This is a genomic window from Paraburkholderia sp., from assembly GCF_035501035.1.
GTDB lineage: Bacteria > Pseudomonadota > Gammaproteobacteria > Burkholderiales > Burkholderiaceae > Paraburkholderia.
Window position 1 is genome coordinate 26,201 of record NZ_DATJWR010000093.1, and the last position, 22,477, is coordinate 48,677.

Here is a 22,477-nt window from a genome sequence, read left to right on the forward strand (position 1 = left end):
GCGGCCCTGGCACTGGCACTGGCACTGGCACTGGCGCTTCGTGCTTGCGGTTCGGTTTCGGGATCGGTTTCGGATGATGCCATGGCACGGGCTGGGCGTGAGCCGGTTGGAAACCGGACGCTCGGCAAGGCAGCGTCCCAGCAGCCATCGTGCACCAGAAAAACGAATGCCCGCAACTGTTCGTTGCGGGCATTGCGGGAAGTCCGTACCCGGCGGCGTGCGCCGGGCTCCTGGCGGATCAGCTCTCGACGACGTCGAGATAGTCTTCCGGACGCGTACGGTCCTCGGCCTTCTGCATGCCGAACATATGCACGAGCGCGGACACGACGACCGAGACCACGAGGTTCACGATCAGCGACCACACGGCGGCGTAGCCAGGCACGTCCATGCCGAACAGATGCACGACGAAGATCGAGCCCTTGAGGTGGAGCGAAATCGCCATCCACGTGCCGGTGGCGATGCCCACCGCCCAGCCGACCAGCAGGCCGCGGTAGTCGAGCATGCGCGTATAGAGGCCGAGCACGATGGCGGGCAGCGTCTGGATGATCCAGATACCGCCGAGCAGCTGCAGCTGGATGGCGTACGTGAGCGGCAAGCCCAGGATGAACGCCACGGCGCCGACCTTCACGATCAGCGAGACCAGCTTGGCGATGTTGGTCTCCTGCTCGTGGCTCATGTTGCGGTTGACGAACTCCTTGTGGATGTTGCGCGTGTAGAGGTTGGCCGCCGCGATCGACATGATCGCCGCGGGCACCAGCGCGCCGATGCCGATGGCCGCAAACGCCACGCCCACGAACCACGAGGGGAAGAAGTGCAGGAACAGCGCGGGCACCGCGAAGTTCGGGCCGAAGGCCTTGAAGTACGGCGCGAATTCCGGCATGTCCTTCACGCCCGAGGCGAGCGCCATGTAGCCGAGCAGCGCGAGCAGGCCGAGCACGAGCGAGTACGCGGGCAGCATCGCCATGTTGCGGCGGATGGTGTTGCCCGAGGACGACGAGAGAATCGCCGTGACCGAGTGCGGATAGAGGAACAGCGCGAGCGCCGAACCTACCGCGAGCGTCGCGTAAGCGCTATAGCCGTTCAGGCTCGTGGCATCGGGTGACTTGAGCAGCAGCTTGGCCGGCGGCACCGCGCCGAAGATATGGCCGAAGCCGCCCATCTGCGCGGGAATCACGATGATCGCCACGATGATCGTGATGTAGATGAGGATATCCTTCACGACCGCGATCATGGCCGGCGCGCGCAGGCCCGACGTGTACGTGTACGCGGCGAGGATCGCGAACGCGATGATGAGCGGCAGATCGCCCACGAAGCCCGTCGTGTCGAAGCCGAGCGCGCCGATCACCACTTCGATACCCACGAGCTGCAGCGCGATGTACGGCATGGTCGCGACGATGCCCGTCAACGCAATGGCGAGCGCGAGCATGCGGCTGCCATAGCGCGCGCTCACGAAATCGGCCGAGGTGACGTAGCTGTGGCGCTTCGCGATGGCCCAGAGCTTCGGGAACACGACGAACGCGAACGGATAGATCAGGATCGTGTACGGCAGCGCGAAGAAACCCGTTGCGCCCGCACCGAACACGAGCGCCGGCACGGCGACGAAGGTGTATGCGGTGTAGAGATCGCCGCCAAGCAGGAACCAGGTGACGAACGTCCCGAAGCGGCGGCCGCCGAGGCCCCACTCGTCCAGATGCGCGAGATTGCCCCTGCGCCAGCGAGCCGCGAAAAAGCCCAGAATCGTGACGCCGACGAAGAACAAGACGAAGACGGAAGTTGCGACGACGTTCATTGCGCACCCCCTGCATCACCCTTGCCGCGCGTCTTCGTCTTGAGATAGACGAGCGCGGTAATGACGGCGCTGATCAGTACCCAGAGCAACTGATACCAGTAGAAAAACGGAAAGTCCCACAACGTGGGTTCGATCTTGTTGTATGACGGCACCCAGATCATCGCGATCCAGGGCAGCAGCAAAAGCCAGAGCCAATGCTTGCTTGATTTTCCGGCGTCGGCGTCGTGAGCCATGACGTCTCCTCTTGCTTATGTAGTTATGCGGTCTTGCTTTGTGTGCGGTCCACCGCCTGGCGTGACGCGGCCGATGGTCCCGCAGACGGATAGCCCGCAAGGTCCCCGAAGGCGCTGAAAAGAGTATAGACGCCGCGCCCGACGGTCAAGCAGGGCTGACCCCAATTCGCAAGGCGTTGTCAAGTACCAACGGCTTGCGATAGATCTAGTAAATTTTCCGCGAACGCTGTCTGCTGCGGATGGACAAGCCCCAAAAAAGAAGCCGGCCACGTTGAACGTGGCCGGCTTCTTCGTGCACAGAGCGTGCGCTGCAGCGGCGCCAGGGCCGTCTGCGGCGATCAAATGCGGCGATTCAATGCGCAGATCAGATCGAGAACGTCGCGCCGTTCTGACCGCTCGATTCGCGCAGCGCCTTCACCCATTGATGGGCCGGCAAGCCGAGCTTGCTTTCCAGCAGGCGTGCGCGCTTTTCGAGCGCCTCGTAGGTCACTTCGAGCGCAGGGCCCGAGAACGCCAGCGCCACGCGATTGCCCTCGTGCACTTCGGGCAGCGCGATCACGCGGCCGTCGAAGGCTTCCTTCAGGCGCTTCATGTTGCGCACGAAGCTCGGGTGATCGCCGAACAGGTTGATCGTCGCGATGCCCGCATCGGCGAGACACGCGCGCACGGCGCGGTAGAACGCCACGCTGTCGAGCACCGGACCGCGCGCGGTCGCGTCGTAAACATCGATCTGCAACGCGCCGATCGTGCCGTGATTGGCGCGGTCGTGCACGAAATCCCACGCGTCGAGTTCGCGCACGGTGAGCCGCTCGTCGTCGTGCGGCAACTCGAACATCGTGTGCGCGGCCACCACGACCGCGGGATTGAGCTCGATCGCCTCGACCTTCGCGGGGCGCAGGTAGCGATGCGCGAACTTGGTGAGCGCCGCGGCGCCCAGACCCAGTTGGACGATGCGCTCGGGCGTGGCGAGAAAGAGCAGCCAGGCCATCATCTGTTGCGCGTATTCGAGCTCGATGTGCTGCGGCTTGGACAAGCGCATCGCGCCCTGCACCCATTCGGTGCCGAAATGCAGATAGCGCACGCCGTTCTCTTCCGAGAACGTGACGGGAGCAAAGCGCGGCTTGCGCGGCGCTTCGATGACCGGCGCGTTGTCGAGGTCGTCGCTGGCGGCGGCCTTGCGGGTCTTCGTTGCGCTGCCGGTCTTCTTGAATGCGCGCGCTTCGGCGGAGGCGCGCTTGATGAGAGTCGTCATGTAGAAAAATCGCTTGCTGTGGGACGCAGATGCAGGTGCAACTGCTCGGGCGACCGAGAGCATAGCATTCGCGGCACATCGGGCCCGATGAAGGCGCCACGGCGTGCAAGGCGCGATCTCGCACGCCATGCCGGCGCCTATCGTGCGTCACTCGACGAGCACCGGCGCCTCTTCGTTTTCCTCGACGGCGATCTTGCCCTTCACGAGTGCCAGATACGCGAGCGCCGCGAGCAGCGACATGCCCGCGCCGATATACAGCGCGAGATCGAAAGAGCCCGTTTTCTGCACGATGAAACCGGTCACGATCGGCGCGCAGGCGCCACCGACATAGCCGCCGAAGTTCTGGAGCGAACCGAGCGAGCCCGTGCAGGACGAAGGTGCGAATACGCTGACCATGGCCCAGGCGATCGTCGTGGCGGCAGTCCCGCAGAACATCGCGCCCGAGAGGCACGCGATGGCGACCGAATCGCTCGTGCTCGACACCGCGCAGGTGACGAGCAAGGTCTGCACGACGAGGAACACGCAGGCCGGCACCTTGCGGCTGGCCGTGAGGCTCGCGCCGCGCTGCGAGAGCCAGTCGACCAGATAGCCTGCCGTGATCGCGCCCACCACCGCGCACGAATACGGAATGGCCGCCATCCACCCCACTTGCACGAGGCTCATGTGCCGCTGCATGTGCAGATAGCCGGGCAGCCAGGTATTGAATAGCCAGTTCACGTAGATGATGCCGAAATAGCCGGCGAGCATACCCCACGTGGTCCCGGACTTGAATAAACTGGCCCACTGTCGCAGGCTGACTTGCTGTGCACCCGCCGCGCGGCCTTGCGGCGTGCCGAAGTAGGCGCGCTCATCGTCGCCGAGCGCGACCTCCTGCGGGCCGCGGTATTTCATCGCCCAGACGAGCGCGACGACGAGGCCGAGCACGCCCATGATGAGGAACATCCAGCGCCAGCCGAACGTCAGCATCAATCCGGTGATGAGCGGCGCGGCAATGCCGGTGCCGAGATAGGACGCGCACATGAACCAGCCGGTGGCGCGACCGCGATCGCGTACGGCGAACCAGTCTTTCGCCGCGCAGGCGGCTGTCGGAAACTGCGGCGCCTCTCCCACGCCGAGCAGCGCGCGTGCGCCGGCGAACGCGAGGGTTCCCGTTGCCGCGCCACACAGCATTTGCGCCGTGGACCAGACGGTGATGCCGGCAGCCAGCACGCGACGCGGGCCGAACCGGTCGATCAGCGGACCGATGGGCAACTGGGCGACGGCGTAGGCCCACAAGAAAGCGGACAGGAGCAGCCCCATTTCCGACACGGATAGTCCGAGGTCGTGCCGCACGAGGGGGTTCGCCACCGCGAGGGCGGCGCGGTCGATCGTGCTGATCGACACGCAGATCACCAGCAGGATGAGGGTTTGACGCTGGATGGTCTTCACGCGCCGCGAAGGCGCCACGTCGGGTTGCATGCTGTCTCCGGATTTTGTTCTCGCTCAGGCGACGAGAATATCTGAAGTCAGACAACTTCGCAAAAGAAGTATTACAACTCGTGCAGGCGGTGCTGGTGGGCCACCGCGGTAAAGTCATTTGCTTGCATGATTGCGAATGCAGATATCGAGACTGCCGGTGCGCTGCGTTTCGCCGGAAGCAGCCCGAGACGTTTTTTGTAATCCCGTTGGCGCAACATCCGTATGGAAGGCATTAGCTCCGTTTTGATCGTCGCGTTGGCTCCGCTATGGTCGGGCATCGATCGCGTGTCCCTCGGAGGGACGCGCGCCTCGTCGCCAATGCACCGCTCAACACAGCTACACCTCAATACCAGGGTCTTCTACCAGGCCAACGGTCAAATGACAACGCAACCGTCATTCGCGAGGGAACGACGCTCGCCATCACGAGCGCAGGCAACTCCGCACCCCGGAATTTCTACATTTTCCTGAACCGCGCGGAAGTGCAATCGATAGAAGGGGCTATCAACTTTTGACGCAAAAGCCTCGCGGACTGATCGGCAAACGCACGAGCTGATATCGACTAGCCGTCTCGTCAGGCGCCTTTAGCTCGATCTTCGCCGCCTTCCCGCCGTCGAGCGCAATAGCATGGCGCGCCTACTGCTGCGCGCCAACCTTGAACGACTCAAGCTCGGTCGAGTACCGTTCCATACGCACGCCGTTGCTGCCGTAATACTCCTCGACAGATTTCACCCAGCGACCGACTTCCGGCACGTACCAGACTGCCTTGTAGAGCCGGCCGGTCGCCGAGACAGGTGCGACGTTTCGACTGTTCATCACGATGGTCGTGCCATCTTGCTTCGCAACGGTTGCGGCGGCAGTCGCATGCATCGGCGCCATTTGCGCCGTCCATTCGCCTTCGGCCTCGATCTTGATCGCCTCGAATTTGCCTGCGGGCACTTCGATTGTCTCAGTGCCGACAACCCTGAATCGGCTATCGAACGATTCAGAGTTGTGTTTGGGATTCGGATGGGCTTCGGTATATTTCACTTCCCAGCTTTTTCCGGTGGAAAGCGGAAACATCAACGGTCGATTGACCGTCGTTTCAGTGCCGTTCACGTTGCGAGACCGGCTCCAGTCCGCGCCGGCGATCGTTTCATTGGCTGCCTGTGCAGAGCCTGCCTGCTTCGTCTCGATGTAGATGTGCTCGGGCGTGGTACGCAGTACGACGATCTCGTCGTGCGTCTGGCGCCAGCCGTTCGGCGCGGTCTCCACGGTATCGATTTATGTCCACGTATCTCCCGGCTGGATAGCCGGCGCCGGAACCGAATCGGCCCAGGCAAAGAGTGGAGCGGCTGTCGCAATCAGCAACAGCGTCTTTATCGTTTTCATGGTCGAGGCATTGTCAATATTCAGGCGTCGATTCCAGGCGTCCAATCTTTCGAACTCCATTCGGCCGCCCCCATTGAATTAGACCTTCCTCAACAATGACGCATGCGCCCGCAACGAATTGAAGCCGTTCGCCTGCGCATTGCCGATCGCCGAATGGGTTCAGCCGGCCATCCTGCCGCCTGCTGCCAGCAGCCCGGACACCCCTTGTCGCCCTCCTTCTGCTGGCGCCACGGCACGTTTGCCCAAATTAATCCAATTGCCGCAGCAGCCGCCAAACCGCCAGCTTTTCCGCGTATGGGACTGAGGCATGGGCAGGACTGCTCGATGGCAGGCGCAGCAGTCGATATTGATCTCCACGCTCGCCAAGCGCCTTCATCCCGATCCTTGCTGCGGTCCCACCATTGAAGGCAATCGTCGCCAGATTCGGCAACGTATCGACGAGCGCAATCAGATCGTTACTGGCATGGTCGCGTATGCGGCTATCGAGACTCCCGACACGTCGGGCTTCCGCAACGACATCCCACAACCCGATGCGATGTTCGAGCAAGGTGTCGAGACGAGCCGGATAGTCCATACCGACCAGATCCCGTTCGATCACCTCGCCAACAAGCATCCAGAACTTGTTCTGCCGATGTGCGTAGTACTGCTGATGAATCAGCGAGACTTCTCCAGGCAGGCTGCCGAGGATGAGCACGCGCGTACGCGCATCGACGACGGGATCGAAGCAGCGCTTGAACGTCATGTATCGGCCTGCAACACGTTCAACGCGGCGCCTGATGCGCGCGCGATGCGGTGTGATCGAGCGGGCCGCGCTCGCGCGCCGGATGCACGCCCTGGGCGTGCGCCCTCGCCTGCGGGCCGCTCGCAAGCCGCGCCCATAGCGCGGGCAGCATGCACTCCGTCACGAGCAAGGGTGCGCCGGCGCGCTCGAATACCGAGCGCCGCGCGATGAACGCATGCGGCACGTCACAGGCGGGCGTTTCGCGCGCCGCAAGCGCGTGAAGCGGATGCCGGCCACTCGCGCGCCGGCTCACGAGCGCCGAGCGCGCCACGCCGCTGTCGCTGTAGAGCAGCTCGGCAAGCGGCCGCGTGCGCAGGCGGCGCATGGCCTGCCAGACGCCGTGACTCGCGGCGAGCGGCGTCGCGCTGTGCGCCGCCACGAACGGCACGCCATCGACGGCGAGCACGATCTCGCGCACCCACGCGCGCTCGCGCGGCGCGAGACCGAGCGCCGCGCATTCGTCGGACCAGGGCATAGCGAGGGCTTCGCGCGTCACGCGCACCTCGACACGTCCGAGCGTGCGCAGGTGCGCCGTGAGCGAACCGCCGCGCGTGAGCCAGTCTTTCTGGTCTGCGCTCAAGGCGGGCAAGGGCGTGACGCGCCAGTGCGCGTCGGCGGCATCGAATCGGATGGACATGGCGCGCATTATAGGCTGCGCGCATTTCAGCTCGCCGCCAGCCGGACCAAAGAAAAACCCCTCGCGGCAAGCAACCGCAAGGGGCATCGGTCATGCAAGGCCGCGCGCCGCATCAAGCTTGACACATGCGACACGCGCGGAGCATGCGGCACGCGCCGCGTCAGCTCGCGCGCGCGAGCAGCAGGGCGTTGGTCCGCTTCACGAAGCTCGCGGGATCGTCGAGCGCGCCGCCTTCGGCAAGCAGCGCCTGATCGAACAGCAGATGGCACCAGTCACCGAAGTCCGCGCTATCGGTGCGCAGCGCCTTCACGAGCGGATGCTCCGGGTTCACCTCCAGAATCGGATGAGACGAAGGCGCCTGCTGCCCCGCCGCCTTCAGCATGCGCTGCAGGTAGCCGCTCATGTCGCCTTCGTCGGCCACGAGGCACGAGGGCGAATCGGTCAGGCGGAACGTGAGGCGCACGTCCTTGGCCTTGTCCTTGAGCGCTTCCTTCATCTGTTCGACGAGCGGCTTGAGTGCTTCGCCCACCTTCTCCTGTTGCTGCTTTTCCTCGTCGTTGAGCGCGCCGAGGTCGAGGTCGCCGCGCGCCACGCTCGCGAGCGGCTTGCCGTCGAACTCGTTGAGGAACGACAGCATCCACTCGTCCACACGGTCCGTGAGCAGCAGCACTTCCACGCCCTTCTTGCGGAACACCTCGAGGTGCGGGCTGTTCTTCGCGGCCTGCCACGTGTCGGCGGTGACGTAGTAGATCTTCGTCTGCTCGGGCTTCATGCGCGCAACGTAGTCGGCGAGCGAGACGGTCTGCTCGCTCGTGTCGTTGTGCGTCGACGCGAAGCGCGCGAGCTTCGCCACGCGCTCGCGATTGGCGTGATCCTCGCCGATGCCTTCCTTGAGCACCTGGCCGAACTCGGTCCAGAACGTCGCGTACTTCGCCTTGTCCTCTTCCTTCGCTTCGGCGTCCGTTTGCGCGTTCGCCAACTCTTCGAGCATCGAGAGCACGCGCTTGGTCACGCCGTCGCGAATCGCCTTGACGTCACGGCTTTCCTGCAGGATTTCGCGCGAGACGTTCAGCGGCAGATCCGCCGAATCCACCACGCCCTTCACGAAGCGCAGGTAGTTCGGCAGCAGCTGCTCGGCGTCGTCCATGATGAAGACGCGCTTCACATAGAGCTTCAGCCCGCTCTTGTGATCGCGGTTCCACAGATCGAACGGCGCGTGCGACGGCACGTAGAGCAGCTGCGTGTATTCGCTGCGGCCTTCCACGCGGTTGTGCGTCCACGCGAGCGGATTCTGGTGGTCGTGCGCGAGGTGCTGATAGAACTGCTGATACTGCTCGTCGCTGATGTCGCTCTTCGCGCGCGTCCACAGCGCACTCGCCTGGTTGATGGTCTCGTATTCGTCCTTCGTGACCATCTCGCTCTTTTCGGCGTCCCATTCTTCCTTCTTCATCTCGATGGGCAGGCCGACGTGATCCGAATACTTCTGGATGATCGACTTGATCTTCCACGCCGAAAGCAGCTCGTCCTCGCCCTCGCGCAGATGCAGCGTGATGGTCGTGCCGCGTTGCGCGCGCTCGATCACCTCGACCGAGAACTCGCCCTCGCCCGCGCTCGACCAGCGCACGCCCTCGGCGGCCGAAAGGCCCGCGCGGCGGCTTTCCACGGTGATCTTGTCCGCGACGATGAAGCCCGAATAGAAGCCCACGCCGAACTGGCCGATCAGCGCCGCGTCCTTCTGCTGGTCGCCCGAGAGCTTGCCGAAGAACTCCTTCGTGCCTGAGCGCGCGATCGTGCCGAGGTTCGACACGGCTTCGTCGTGGCTCATGCCGATGCCGTTGTCGTCGATCGTGATGGTGCGCGCGGCTTTGTCGTAACCCACGCGGATGCGCAGGTTCGGATCGTTCTCATAGAGCGCGTTGTTCGCGATCGCCTCGAAGCGCAGCTTGTCGGCCGCGTCCGATGCGTTCGAGATCAGTTCGCGCAGGAAGATTTCCTTGTTGCTGTACAGCGAATGGATCATCAGATGCAGAAGCTGTTTCACTTCCGCCTGAAAGCTCATGGTTTCTTGTGCCATGGTCGAGAGTCCTCTTTCGTTGACGTGCTGGTCTGATAGATTTCAGCGCCGCGGGGTCGCTCGTGCCCGGGTTATCCCGGAGCAGCGATGCCTCGCGGCGCGCCGCCCGCGCACTTGGGGACAGGCGGCGCCGTTTTCAAGAGTCGCTGGCCGAATTCGCGTTTGCGCGCGGCCCCACGCCGTCCAGGTAGTCGGCGAGGAAAGCCGGCAACGCCGGGTCGCCGCAATTGGCGATATTGAAGCGCATCCAGGTGGTCGGCGACTGGTGCGGCGAAAACAGGGTCCCCGGCGTGAGCAGGAAACCGGCTTCGTGGCCCGCGGCGGTGAGCGCGTCCGCGTCGACGCCGGTGTCCGCCCACAGGAACATGCCCGCGCCGGGCGCAAAGAAGAGCCGGCAGCCGGCGCGCTCCAGCATGCGGGCCGCCTTGTCGCGCACGCCGTCGAGCCGCGCGCGCAGGCGCTCCACGTGGCGCCGGTAGTGGCCTTCCGTGAGCACGCGGTAGAGCACGCGCTCATTGAGCTCGGGGCTCGTCATGCCGACCAGCATCTTCTGGTCCGCCACGGCCTGGGCCACTTCCGGCGCGCACGCGATATAGCCCACGCGCAGGTTCGGCGCGAGCGTCTTCGAAAAGCTGCCGAGGTAGATCACGCGGCGCAACTGGTCGAGGCTCGCGAGGCGCGTGGCTGGATAGCCCGCCGGACAAAGGTCGCCGTAGATATCGTCCTCGACGACGATGAAGTCGTACTGCTCGGCGAGGCGCAGGATGCGGAAGGCCTGGGCGGCCGTGAGCGACGTGCCCGTGGGGTTTTGCAGCACGGAGTTGATGACGAGCATCTTCGGCCGCCAGGTCTCGACGAGCGCTTCGAGCGCGTCGAGGTCCGGCCCTTCGGGCGTGTACGGCATGCCCACGAGCCGCGCGCCCTGCGAGGCGAAGCGCCCGAACATCTGGAACCAGGCGGGGTCGCCCACCACGACCGTGTCGCCGGGCTGCACGTAGAGGCGCGCGAGCAGGTCGATGGCCTGGGTGATGCCCGAGACAAGCACGATCTGCTCGGGCGTCGCGCCGATTTCGAGCTCGGCCATGCGCGTCTGGAGCTGCTGGCGCAGCGGCAGGAAGCCTTGCGGCGAGCCGAAGCCGAGCAGCTGCGAGCCGCTCTGGCGGCCGAGCGAGCGCATCGCACCCGCCAGCAGTTCGCCGTCCAGCCAGCGCGCGGGCAGATAGCCCAGACCCGGCCCTTTTTCTGGCCGCGTGGACGTGTGCAGCATGTTGCGCAGCAGCCAGACCACGTCGATCGTGGGCGGCGCGGGGGCGACCGCGGCGCCTTCGACGGAGCGCGCCTGCGCACCCGCCAGCACCGGCGACCGCTCGCCGCCCGCCACGAGGGCGAGCCGCTCACGCACGTAGAACCCCGAGCCGCGGCGGGAATCGAGGTAGCCCTGCGCGACCAGCCGTTCGTAGGCCTCGACCACGGTGAAGCGCGAGACGCCCTTGTCGAGCGCGAGCTTGCGGATGGACGGCATACGCATGCCGGGCCGGAACACGCGCTCCTCGATGCGGCGGCGGCCCCACTGCACAAGCTGGTCGACGAGCGTGAGCGTGGCCGCGTCATGTGGCGCGGGAATCTGGTCGAGTGGAACGGACGACATGACTTCTCCCTGGAGTCCAACTGTACCGAGCACTATCGGGCTGATTGTACCGTTACTGTCTGCAGGCATACCGGTACATTTCAATGCATGCGTACCGGTAAGGATTCGGTAGAGGCATGCGCGCACCGTTTGCCCGCGCGTTCCCGCCCCATTCCTTCCGGCCCCCACCGACACCTCGCCGCCAACATGAACGCTTCGCCGCTTCGTCTCGATCATCTCGTCGTCGCCGCGCGCACGCTGGAAGAAGGCGTGCAGTACGTGAGCGACGTGCTTGGCGCCACGCCCGCGGGCGGCGGCGCGCACCCGCTCATGCGCACGCACAACCGCCTGCTCGGGCTGTGGGGCGGCGTGTATCTCGAAGTCATCGCCATCGATCCCGATGCGGCAGGCGCGGCGAATGCCCGCGCGCGTCTCTTCGCGCTCGACTCCCCGGCCGTTCAGGCGCGCCTCGACGAGGGCCCGTACCTTTCGCACTGGGTCGCGCGCGTGGACCCGCCGAAAAACCTCGCGCGCTGGCACGCCCAGTACCCGCAGCGCATCGCGAACCCGGTGCCGATGACGCGCGGCGACTTCTCGTGGCAGCTCACGGTGCCGGCGGACGGCGCCTTCCCGGCTTGGCAAGGTGCGGGCGACGGCGTGCTGCCCTCGCTGATCCAGTGGGACACCGCGCGCCACCCGTCACAGGCACTCGCCGATACCGGCATCGCGCTCACGTCGCTCAGCGGGTTCCATCCGCAGGCGCAGGTCGTGCGCGAACAGCTCGAGTGGCTCGGCGCGGCGCATCTGATCGCCATCGACGAAGCACCCTACGCCGCGCTCGTCGCGCAGTTCGAAACCCCGTCCGGACCGCGCACGCTCGGCGCACCGGCGCGCTGATCCATCGAGCGCAAGTCACGCAAAGCACGTATGAAAGCACGCGAAACCCAAGGCATGTTGCTCGGCCTCATCGGCGTCATGATCTTCAGCCTGACCCTGCCGATGACGCGCATCGTCGTCAGCGAATTCCATCCGCTCCTGAACGGCCTCGGCCGCGCGCTCGCCGCCGCCGTGCCGGCCGCGCTGCTGCTCGCCGTCCGCCGCGAAAAGTGGCCCACCTGGCCGCAGGTCAAGAGCCTCGCCGTGGTCTCGCTTGGCGTGATCGTCGCTTTCCCGGTGTTTTCCGCCTTTGCGATGAAGACCGTGCCGGCCTCGCACGGCGCCATCGTCAACGGCCTGCAGCCGCTGGCCGTGGCGATCTACGCCGCGTGGCTCTCGCACGAGCGGCCCTCGAAGGCGTTCTGGGTGAGCGCGCTCCTCGGCAGCGCGCTCGTGGTCGCGTTCGCACTCCAGGCGGGCGGCGGCGCACTGCACGCCGGTGACGCGTGGATGCTCGTCGCCGTCGGCATCGGCGCGCTCGGCTACGCTGAAGGCGCGCGCCTCGCCCGCCAGCTCGGCGGCTGGCAGGTGATCTGCTGGGCGCTCGTGCTCTCCGCGCCCTTCCTCGTACTGCCGGTGGGCTGGCTCGCGTGGGCGCACCACGTCGCGCATCCCGAGCCCGTCGCGCTCAAGACCTGGCTCGCCTTCGGCTACGTCACGCTGTTCTCGCAGTTCATCGGCTTTTTCGCGTGGTACGCCGGGCTCGCCATGGGCGGCACGGCGCGCGTGGGCCAGGTCCAGCTGCTGCAGATTTTCTTCACGATGGCCTTCTCGGCGCTGCTGTTCGGCGAGCAGGTCGCGCCCTCGGCGTGGCTCTACGCGACGGCCGTGATCGCCACGGTGGTGCTGGGCCGGCGCGCCGCGATCCGCACCGCCCCCGCCCCGGCGCGCGCTTGAGCAGGTTTCGCGTCATAATCAAAGGTTTTCGGCGGCAGCCGGCGGCGCGCGATCCTGTTGCAAAGCGCGCCCCATGCCGCCCCTGAATTTGCATCCGCGTTCGTACCCGCATTCGTACCCACTCGCCCGACCCCTATAAAGGAGACCCTATGGACCAGAGCGATCTTCGTGCCGCCCCCGCCTGGCAACTGTCCGAGCGCGCAATCAAGCTGACCAGCTCGGCAATTCGCGAAATCCTGAAGGTCACCGAGCGCCCGGAAGTCATTTCGTTCGCGGGCGGCCTGCCCTCGCCGGCCAGCTTCCCGGCCGAGGAAATGCGCGCCGCCGCCGACCGCATCCTGCGCGACGACCCCTCGGGCGCGCTCCAGTACAGCGCGACCGAAGGCTACATGCCGCTGCGCGAATGGGTGGCTGCGCGTTACTCGGTGGGCGGCGTGAAGGTGCGAGCCTCGCAGGTGCTCATCACCACCGGCTCGCAGCAGGCGCTCGACCTGCTCGGCAAGGTGCTGGTCTCGCCCGGTAGCCCCGTGCTCGTGGAAACGCCCACGTATCTGGGGGCACTGCAGTCGTTCTCGCTCTACGAGCCGAACTACGTGCAGGTGCCGACCGACGACAAGGGCCTCGTGCCCGAAGGCCTCACGCCCGAGCTGACGGCCGGTGCTCGCCTGCTCTACGCGATCCCGAACTTCCAGAACCCCACGGGCCGCCGCCTGCCGCTCGAGCGCCGCCAGGCGCTCGCGGAGTTCGCGAAGCATTCGCCCTTCCCCGTCATCGAAGACGACCCCTATGGCGCGCTGCTCTACGCGGGCGAGCCGCTGCCCACGGTGCACTCGCTCGCACCCGAGCATGTCGTGCATCTGGGCTCGTTCTCGAAGGTGCTGGCGCCGGGCCTGCGCCTCGGCTACATCATTGCGCCCGAAGATCTGCACTTCAAGCTCGTGCAGGCCAAGCAGGCCACCGACCTGCACACACCGACCTTCACGCAGCGTATCGTCTACGAGGTCGTGAAGGGCGGTTTCCTCGATACTCACATCCCGAAGGTGCGCGCGCTCTATCGCGACCAGTGTGAAGCGATGCTCGACTCGCTCAAGCGCAACATGCCCGAAGGCGTGAGCTGGAACCGCCCCGAAGGCGGCATGTTCGTGTGGGTGACGCTGCCCGCGCACATCGACAGCATGAAGCTGCTGGCCGAGGCCGTCGCGCAGAACGTGGCCTTCGTGCCCGGCGCGCCGTTCTATGCGAACGAGCCGGAACACAACAAGCTGCGCCTGTCGTTCGTCACGGTGCCGCCCGCGAAGATCGAGGAAGGCGTCGCGAAACTCGCGGCCCTGATCCGCGCGCACGCCTGATGTAACGCCAGGCTTTTTTGATTCATCACCCGAACGAGGAATCCTGATCATGGCTGACATCAACATCTACGACCGTCTCGAACAGCTCGGCATCGAACTGCCGCAGGCAGGCGCGCCCGCCGCGGCCTACGTGATGAGCGCACAGAGCGGCAACACGGTGTACCTGTCCGGTCACATCGCGAAGAAGGAAGGCAAGGTGTGGGCCGGCAAGCTCGGCGACTCGCTCACGACCGAGGACGGCAAGGCCGCCGCGCGCTCGATCGCGATCGACCTGCTCGCCACGCTGCACGCCCACACGGGCGACCTCAACAAGGTCAAGCGCGTCGTCAAGCTGATGAGCCTCGTGAACTCGACGCTCACCTTCACCGAGCAGCACATCGTCACGAACGGCGCGTCCGAGCTGATCGCCGACGTGTTCGGCGAGAAGGGCAAACACGCGCGCTCGGCCTTCGGCGTCGCGCAGATTCCGCTTGGCGCGTGCGTCGAGATCGAACTGATCGCCGAAGTCGAGTAAGCGTTATCCACGCGCGGGCCGATACCCTGGCCCGCGCGCTTTCTTTTTTCGCACTTTCCGCAATTTCTGTCCCTTCCGCTTTTCCGCTTTGTCCGATTGCGCGCTCGCGCGACCTGGCGCATCCTGCACCGCGCCATCCCTCCTACCTCTACGATCGCTCCGCCATGACCCAGCACAGCGTCCGTTTCAAACAGGTCGATGTCTTCACGTCGGTTCCCTTCAAGGGCAACCCGCTCGCCGTGGTATTCGACGCCGATAGCCTTAGTGGCGACGAGATGCAGGCCATCGCGCGCTGGACCAATCTCTCGGAAACCGTCTTCCTGCTCGCGCCGACCGACGCACGCGCCGACTACCGCGTGCGCATCTTCACGACAAAAGGCGAACTGCCCTTTGCGGGCCACCCGACGCTTGGCACGGCACATGCATTCCTCGAGAGCGGCCGCAAGCCGAAGACGCCGGGCCGCCTCGTGCAGCAATGCGGCGCGGGGCTCATCGAGCTGGCCGCAGATGCGCGTGTGACAAGTGACACAACAAGCGAGGCAACGAGCGGCGGCGCATGGGCCTTCGCAGCGCCGCCCGCGCGCATGACGCCGCTCGCCGCCAACCAGCACGACGCGTTGCGCGCGGCGCTGCGCTCGGACGCCATCGATTTCACGGCCACGCCTTGTGGCGTGGACAACGGCGCGCCCTGGCTCGTCGTGCGCCTTGCCTCGGCGCAAGCGGTGCTCGCGCTCGACGTCGACTACGCGGCGATCGAGGCGATTGCCGCGAGCGTGGGCGCGCACGGCGTTGCCGCCTACGGCCCGCATGACGCCCACGGACCGGCCACCTTCGAAGTGCGTTGCCTGATGACAGGCCTCGGCAGAGGCGAAGACCCCGTGACCGGCAGCGCGAACGCCGCCATCGCCATGCTGCTCGAGGAGCAAAACCGCCGCCCTGGCGAACGCTACACCGTCCGCCAGGGCACGGCGCTCGGGCGTGACGGGCGCGTGCACGTCGCATACGACGATGCTGCCCGCAAGACATGGGTAGGCGGCCATTCGGTAACCGTTGTCGACGGAACCTGCCGGCTCGGCTGAGAGCTGACGCAACTGGCACAGCTCCGCAACGGGCGTAGCTAGCGCCCCGCGAGGCACGGCAACGCTCGGAACAAGGCGGGCGGGGCCCGCCCGAACAGCGCACGCGCCCGCCTTACCCTGTACGACGTGGGCGCCCTGCCCCCTGCCTATTGCACGCACATCGGCAGGCGCACCGGCACGCGACATCGGCAGACGCACCGGCACGCACATCGGCACGCGACATCGGCCGCCCCCGCCGCGCGCACCAGCAATATGCATGGCGTCGCGTTTATGCACCGCACATGCGCGCCGACGATTGGCGGAGGCGGCCCTCGCGTATACCCGAGGGAGCATAGCTTCCTTAAACATTCCCCAACCATTAATATCGAAACATCGGACGCATGACGCGTCCGGCGTTCGTTGTCCGCGCGCAATACGCCTATTCCCCAGCCGTGCTGTTATCCATGCCGCCAAATCATCCGAGCGCTCCGTTGCCATCCCGGCCGCCGCACCCGCGGTGTGGCGTTACGCGCGTACGGCGGCCACGATGAGCCCGCCCCGGGGTCCGTTCTCGCGCGAATCCAGCATGCGCGGCGCGTCGAGGCCAACCTACACGCGCCCTCACGCGCTGCTTGCCATCCCCCTGCTCGGCGTACTGGTGCTCCTGTTGTTGTGGGCGGTCATCTTCACGCGCCTCTCGGTCGAAAAGGAAGCGACGATGCACGAGGCCACGGCCTCGGCTGCGATCCTCTCGGCGGCGCTCGAGCAGCACACCATCAAGGCGATCCACCAGGTCGACCAGATCACGCGCTTCGTGAAGTACGAGTTCGAGAAGTCGCCCGAACACTTCAATCTCGCGAGCACCGTCGAGAAGGGCGTCGTACAGAGCGACTCGCTCGTGCAGGTATCGATCATCGACGAGCACGGCAGGCTCATCGCCAACACGGCCGACCCGAACCCCAAGCCCATCGATCTCTCCGACCGCGAGCACTTCAAGGTTCACGAGCACGAGAACGACGACCAGCTCTACATCAGCAAGCCGGTGCTCGGGCGCGTGTCCGGCCACTGGACATTGCAGATGACGCGCCGTCTCAATCACGCGGACGGCTCGTTCGCGGGCGTGGTGGTGGTGTCGGAAGACCCGAGCTACTTCACGAGCGACTTCTACAACAACGCGGCGATCGGCCGTGACGGCGTGATCGCCGTGATCTCGGACACCGGCGCCGTGCTCGCGCGCCGCACGGGCAGCGCCGAACGCGCGAGCGGCACGTTCTCGGCAAGCGGCGTCTACCCGATTTCAGAGCATGTGTCGGGCACCTACGCCGACCCGATCGATCACGTCACGCGCATCGTCTCGTACCGTCATATCGACGGCTATCCGCTCGCCGTGCTGGTCGGCCTCTCGCAGGCCGAGGAGTTCGCCGACTACAACCACACGCGCGACGTCTACCTGATGATGGCGACGTTCATCTCGCTCGCCATGCTCTCGTTCTTCGCCGTGGCGACGGGCCTGATCGGCAAGCTGCTCGGGCGCGAGCGCGAAATGTCGCAGCTCGTGCAGTACGACCTGCTCACGGGCCTGCCCAACCGCTACGCGACGCTGCAACGCCTGCGCCACGAAGTCGCGCAGCCTGGCAACCTCGGGCGGCTCGCGATCCTCTTCATCGACCTCGACAACTTCAAGACCGTGAACGACACGCTCGGCCACAACGCCGGCGACATCGTGCTGCAGATGAGCGCCGCGCGTCTCGCCGACGCCGTGGGCGGCGCGGGCACGCTCGCGCGCATCGGCGGCGACGAGTTCGTGGTGATCGTGAAGGGCGACGACATCGAAAAGCGTGCCATCGCGCTCGCCGAGGCGACCAACGCCGCCTTCACGCATCCGTTCGACGTGCGCGGCAGCGCCTTCGTGCTGCACGCGAGCACGGGCATCGCGCTTTTCGCGGTCGCGCACGAAAGCGAGATCGATCTGCTCAAGAAGGCCGACCTCGCGATGTACGCCGCGAAAGAGGCCGGGCGCAACTGCTTTCGCTTCTACTCGCCGCAGCTCGCCCATCGCGCCGACCACCTGATGAAGTGGGAGCAGCAGTTGCGCGTCGCGCTCGCCGAAGACCAGCTCTTCCTCGCCTACCAGCCGAAGATCGACCTGCGCCGTCGCTGCATCACGGGGTTCGAAGCGCTCGTGCGCTGGAACCATCCGCAGTACGGGCTCATTCCGGCTGGCGAATTCATTCCGGTGGCCGAATCGACGGGCCTCATCGTGCCGGTGGGCGACTTCGTGATTCACACCGCGTGTGCCCAACTCGCGCAGTGGCAGCGACAGGGCTACGAGTCGCTCACGCTCGCCGTCAACATCTCGGCCGTGCAGTTCTGGCGCGGCGACCTCTATGAGACCGTTGCGCGCGCGATCGAGGAAACCGGCATCGCCGCGCACCGGCTCGAGCTCGAAATCACCGAAACCGCGATGATGGAGTACCCGGAACTCGTCTCCGAGAAGATCTTCGCGTTGAAGCGCCTTGGCGTGCGCGTCGCGCTCGACGACTTCGGCACGGGCTATTCTTCGCTCTCCTACCTGAACCGCTTCGCCGTCGACACGCTCAAGGTCGACCGCTCGTTCGTGCAGGCGATTCCGGCCGACCGCAGCGTTTGCGTGATGGTATCGGCGATCGTCAATCTCGCGCGCTCGCTCGGGCTCACGGTGGTCGTGGAGGGCACCGAGACCGAGGAGCAGATCGCGTGGCTCTCCGCGCTCGGGCCGATCGAGGCGCAAGGCTTCCTGTTCTCGCGCCCCGTGCCCGTGGAAGGCGTGCCCGCGCTGATCGAGCGCTTCGGCGTATGCAGTGCGCCGCAGCCCGCGGGCGCGCACGCCGGGCGCGAGGATCGCCGCGACGAGCGCCTGAGCGACGTGCCTCAATCGCGCTGACGCTTGCCACTCGCGCGCGTTGGCCGCGTGGCCCGCGTTGGCCGTATTGACCGCGTTGCCCCAGATAGAAGCACGACTCGCACGCCTGCAGCGCGTGCCTTTGCGCACAGATTCACACGCACTTCCGCCCGCATGATTCGGCCATGCATACCCGAACCAACGATGCGTTCGCGGCGCCTTCCCGCGATGATCACGAATCGCTCCTGACGCTCTTTCGCGTCGTGCTGACCTTGTCCGCGGTCTCGTGGGGCGGTCTCGCGCTGATGGCGCAACTGGAGCAGCACTATGTCGTGCGCGAGCGTCGCCTCACGCAAACCGCGTTCTCGGATTTCGTCGCGCTCGCCTGGATGGTGCCGGGGCCAGTGGGATGCAACGTCGCGGTGCAACTCGGCCATGCGCTACGCGGACGCGCGGGCGCCTGGATCGCGGGCGCGGCGAGCGTGCTGCCCTTCTTCGCGCTGATGACGGCGTTCGCCATCTTCTACCGCACGCCGCTCGTGCATGCGGTTGCTTCGCGCACGCTGCTCGATCATTTCAGTGCCGTGCTCGCCATGCTGATCGGCGTGACCTGGTACCGGCAAACGCGTGCACTCGTGCGCGGCCGCCTCGCATGGGGCGTGGCGATCGCCGCCTGCGTGGCGCTCGCGCTCGCCGCGAGCGGCGCGGCCTATGTGGCGATTCTCGTCGCCGCGTTCGCCGCGGGCTGGCTCGCGAGCCCCGTGCCTTCCGAGCGGTTTGAACTGCGCGTGACGAGACGCGACGTGCGCTTGCTCGCCGCGCTTGCCGCGCTGATCGTCGTGTTCGTGCTGCCCCTGCCCCACCGGCTCGACACGGCGCTGTTGTGGCCGCGCCTCGCGGGCGCGGGCATGACCCTCTTCGGCGGCGGCTTTTCGGCGCTGCCGGTGCTCAAGACGTTGTTCGTGACGCCCACTGTCGGCATCACGAACGACGAATTCACGCTGGCATTCACGCTCTCGCCGCTTTCGCCAGGGCCGCTTTTGAACGTGGTGCCCTTCTTCGGCTACCTCGTGGATGGCTGGGCGGGCGCGCTCGTCGCCACGCTCGCGCTATTCGTGCCTTCGGGTTGCCTCATCTTGCTCGCGCAGCGGCACTTGCACCGCATGAAGGCGAACCCGCGCTTCGAGCACGCCATGCGCGTGCTGCGCGCCGCGACGACGGCGTTCCTCGCGATCGCGGTCTGGCATATCGTGCGGCACGTGCCGCTGCAACCGTCCTGTCTGCTGACGGCCATTTTCGCGGCGATGTGCTTCGGCAAGCTCAAGCTGCCCGCGTACGCGGTCTACGCGACGGTCGGGCTCGCATGCGGGGCGTGGCTGCTGTGGGCCTGACCGGCTGACCCACGCGCCGGTCAAGCAGTTGATCGGGATAAAACCAGGTCTTGATCCCCAGTTCTCCGAAGGTTGCGGAGGAAACGACTGGTATCGACGAAAAGGCCGGCGATCAGAACCCGCGCGCGAGCACGGCAACGCCGATCGTCACGACGCCGAGCACGAGATTGATGACGACGAGCCGGCGCACCGTGCCCACGGCGCGCGCGCCGTCAGGCCACTTCTGCGCTTGCACCGCGCGGCGAATGCGCGGAAACACGGCGAAGCGGATGTGGCCGAAGATCAGCATCATCAGCACGCCGAGGCCGGCCATCGCATGCAGTTGCCAGGTGGCGTGTCCGCCGCCGAACTGCATGAGGAGGAAGCCGCCGGTGAGCAGGATCACGATGACCGCCACGCCCACCCAGTTGAAGAAGCGGCTGAACACCGACTCCCAGAGCGGCAGCCGAAGTTGCGGCGAGAGGTCTTCGAGCGCCGGACGCAGGCAGAAGTGCGCGAAGATCATGCCGCCCACCCACACGGCGACGCCCAGCAGATGCAGAAAGAGCGCGATTTCGATCGCATGGCCCATGCTTGAATTCCCTCGTGACGTGTAAGTATCCGGATCCGGCTGCCGACCAGAATTCGCGCTTTCGCGCGAGACTCAGGTCCCATGCATCGCTCCAGAGCGGCTTTGCGCAGCATTATTTCATGCCGCGCAGCCGTTCGGGCCAGATATGCGCCGGGCGCCGAAGCCAGCCCTCGCACTTTACTGCGGCAGCACCGGGCGCATGCCCGTGACGACCTTGAGCTTCGAATCCGGCGCGCGGCCCTTGCGTGCGCGCTTGCCGATCTGCGGCGCGAGCACCGCCCCCGCCATCAGGTCCTCGCCCGCCTTGCCGCCGCGGCCCGTGCCCACGAGCACGACACCCGCCGCGCTGATGGCGAGCGCCTGCACGAGCGTTTCGCGCGTTTTGCCATCATCGTCGAGCTGCATCAGCGTCACGCCGCGCCCGCCGCCCGAAAGCGTCTTCATCTCGTCGAGGCCGAACACGAGCAGGCGCCCGCTCGACGAGAGACACGCCACCTGAATCGCGTCGGGCAGCATCGGCATCGGCGCGAGCGGTGCGCAGCCCTCATCGATCGTCATGAACGACTTGCCCGCCTTCACGCGGCTCACCATGTCGCCGATCTTCGCGATGAAGCCGAAGCCGTTGCTGGACGCGAGGAGCAATTGCTGCTCCGCGTTCGCCGCGAAGTAATGCAGCAAATGCGTGCCCGCTTCGAGTTCGATGAGCGACGTGACCGGCACGCCGTCGCCACGGCCGCCTGGCAGGTTCGCGATCGCCACCGAATAGACGCGCCCGTTGCTGCCCCACGCGATGAGCGTGTCGGGCGTGCGGCACTGGAACGCGGCGTACAGGCCGTCGCCGGCCTTGAACGTGAATCCTTGCGTGTCGAGCCCGTGCCCCTTGAGCGCACGCACCCAGCCCTTCTGCGAAACGACCACCGTGACCGGCTCGTCCACCACGCGCACCTCGAAGCTCGCGCGCTTTTCCTGCTGGATGAGCGTGCGGCGGTCGTCGCCGTACTGCTTCGCGTCGGCTTCGATTTCCCTCACGATGAGCCGCTTCATCGACGACTCGTTCGCAAGCAGTTCTTCGAGCTTCGCCTTTTCCTCGCGCAGTTCCGCGAGTTCCTTCTCGATCTTGATCTTTTCCAGGCGCGCCAACTGGCGCAGACGGATTTCGAGAATGTCCTCGGCCTGGCGCTCGGAGAGCCCGAACGCGCTCATCAAGGCGCTCTTGGGTTCGTCCGACTCGCGGATGATGCGGATGACCTCGTCGATATTGAGGAAGACGATCATCCGCCCTTCGAGGATATGGATGCGGTCGTCGACCCTGGTGAGACGGTATTTAGTGCGGCGCGTGACCGTCGCGAAGCGGAAGCCGATCCACTCGCCGAGGATCTCGCTGATGCCCTTCTGACGCGGACGCCCATCGGCGCCGATCATCACGAGATTGAGCGATGCGTTCGACTCGAGGCTCGTGTTCGCGAGCAGCGAATTGACGAATTCGGACTGATCGATGCGGCTCGTCTTCGGCTCGAACACGAGGCGCACGGGTGCATCCTTGCCCGACTCGTCGCGCACGGCATCGAGCAGCGCGAGCATGGTCTGCTTGCTCTGCAGCTGCTCGGGCGTGAGCGTCTTCTTGCCGAGCTTGAGCTTCGGGTTCGTGAGTTCCTCGATCT

The 22,477-nt window shown here is 65.9% G+C and carries 18 protein-coding genes; 7 read left to right on the top strand and 11 right to left on the bottom strand.

Annotated features, from left to right (window positions below; translation table 11 throughout):
• Positions 1-238: 238 nt before the first annotated feature.
• The 9 genes from mctP to VMJ11_RS07075 form a co-directional block, all read right to left on the bottom strand.
• Entirely contained in the window at positions 239-1,789 is a 1,551-nt protein-coding gene (gene mctP, locus VMJ11_RS07035) for a monocarboxylate uptake permease MctP (protein ID WP_325618311.1), read from the bottom strand.
• Positions 1,786-2,022: a DUF3311 domain-containing protein gene (locus tag VMJ11_RS07040; RefSeq protein WP_325618313.1), complete on the bottom strand. Its 237-nt coding sequence runs from the start codon at positions 2,020-2,022 to the stop codon at positions 1,786-1,788. The genes mctP and VMJ11_RS07040 overlap by 4 nt, the downstream gene beginning before the upstream one ends.
• A 364-nt stretch (positions 2,023-2,386) precedes the next feature.
• Complete coding sequence (locus tag VMJ11_RS07045; protein ID WP_325618315.1) at positions 2,387-3,274, bottom strand: spermidine synthase; 888 nt, start codon at positions 3,272-3,274, stop codon at positions 2,387-2,389.
• A gap of 147 nt (positions 3,275-3,421) precedes the next feature.
• The gene (locus VMJ11_RS07050) at positions 3,422-4,732 is read right to left on the bottom strand and encodes an MFS transporter (protein ID WP_325618316.1); all 1,311 of its coding nucleotides are present in this window, start codon (positions 4,730-4,732) and stop codon (positions 3,422-3,424) included.
• Between the two features lie 633 nt (positions 4,733-5,365).
• Positions 5,366-5,983: a hypothetical protein gene (locus VMJ11_RS07055; RefSeq protein WP_325618318.1), complete on the bottom strand. Its 618-nt coding sequence runs from the start codon at positions 5,981-5,983 to the stop codon at positions 5,366-5,368.
• A gap of 364 nt (positions 5,984-6,347) precedes the next feature.
• Positions 6,348-6,842 (bottom strand): DNA-deoxyinosine glycosylase, encoded by a 495-nt coding sequence (locus VMJ11_RS07060; protein ID WP_325618320.1) that lies wholly within the window; start codon positions 6,840-6,842, stop codon positions 6,348-6,350.
• A 19-nt stretch (positions 6,843-6,861) separates the two neighbouring features.
• Positions 6,862-7,518: a chorismate--pyruvate lyase family protein gene (locus VMJ11_RS07065; RefSeq protein ID WP_325618321.1), complete on the bottom strand. Its 657-nt coding sequence runs from the start codon at positions 7,516-7,518 to the stop codon at positions 6,862-6,864.
• A gap of 160 nt (positions 7,519-7,678) precedes the next feature.
• Positions 7,679-9,592, bottom strand: coding sequence for a molecular chaperone HtpG (gene htpG / locus VMJ11_RS07070; RefSeq protein ID WP_325618322.1), 1,914 nt, complete (start codon positions 9,590-9,592; stop codon positions 7,679-7,681).
• Positions 9,593-9,728: 136 nt separating this feature from the next.
• A complete protein-coding gene (locus VMJ11_RS07075; RefSeq protein ID WP_325618324.1) occupies positions 9,729-11,240 on the bottom strand; it encodes a PLP-dependent aminotransferase family protein in 1,512 nt (503 codons plus the stop codon).
• Positions 11,241-11,426: 186 nt separating this feature from the next.
• Between VMJ11_RS07075 and VMJ11_RS07080 the strand changes: the two genes are divergently transcribed.
• The 7 genes from VMJ11_RS07080 to VMJ11_RS07110 all read left to right on the top strand — a co-directional run bounded on the left by VMJ11_RS07080 (position 11,427) and on the right by VMJ11_RS07110 (position 20,245).
• Positions 11,427-12,116, top strand: coding sequence for a VOC family protein (locus tag VMJ11_RS07080; protein ID WP_325618326.1), 690 nt, complete (start codon positions 11,427-11,429; stop codon positions 12,114-12,116).
• Between the two features lie 30 nt (positions 12,117-12,146).
• Positions 12,147-13,052, top strand: a complete 906-nt coding sequence (locus VMJ11_RS07085) for a DMT family transporter (protein ID WP_325618328.1) — start codon at positions 12,147-12,149, stop codon at positions 13,050-13,052.
• A gap of 149 nt (positions 13,053-13,201) precedes the next feature.
• Entirely contained in the window at positions 13,202-14,401 is a 1,200-nt protein-coding gene (locus VMJ11_RS07090; RefSeq protein WP_325618329.1) for a PLP-dependent aminotransferase family protein, read from the top strand.
• Between the two features lie 49 nt (positions 14,402-14,450).
• Positions 14,451-14,915, top strand: coding sequence for a RidA family protein (locus VMJ11_RS07095; RefSeq protein WP_325618330.1), 465 nt, complete (start codon positions 14,451-14,453; stop codon positions 14,913-14,915).
• A gap of 164 nt (positions 14,916-15,079) precedes the next feature.
• Positions 15,080-15,994 (top strand): PhzF family phenazine biosynthesis protein, encoded by a 915-nt coding sequence (locus VMJ11_RS07100; RefSeq protein ID WP_325618331.1) that lies wholly within the window; start codon positions 15,080-15,082, stop codon positions 15,992-15,994.
• A gap of 565 nt (positions 15,995-16,559) precedes the next feature.
• Complete coding sequence (locus VMJ11_RS07105; protein ID WP_325618340.1) at positions 16,560-18,896, top strand: bifunctional diguanylate cyclase/phosphodiesterase; 2,337 nt, start codon at positions 16,560-16,562, stop codon at positions 18,894-18,896.
• Positions 18,897-19,039: 143 nt separating this feature from the next.
• A complete protein-coding gene (locus VMJ11_RS07110; protein ID WP_325618332.1) occupies positions 19,040-20,245 on the top strand; it encodes a chromate transporter in 1,206 nt (401 codons plus the stop codon).
• A gap of 112 nt (positions 20,246-20,357) precedes the next feature.
• Here the strand turns inward: VMJ11_RS07110 and VMJ11_RS07115 are convergent, their stop codons facing one another.
• Positions 20,358-20,816 (bottom strand): CopD family protein, encoded by a 459-nt coding sequence (locus tag VMJ11_RS07115; protein ID WP_325618334.1) that lies wholly within the window; start codon positions 20,814-20,816, stop codon positions 20,358-20,360.
• A 177-nt stretch (positions 20,817-20,993) separates the two neighbouring features.
• Positions 20,994-22,477 (bottom strand): DNA gyrase subunit A (locus tag VMJ11_RS07120; RefSeq protein WP_325618336.1); only part of this gene is annotated, 1,484 nt, incomplete at its 5' end.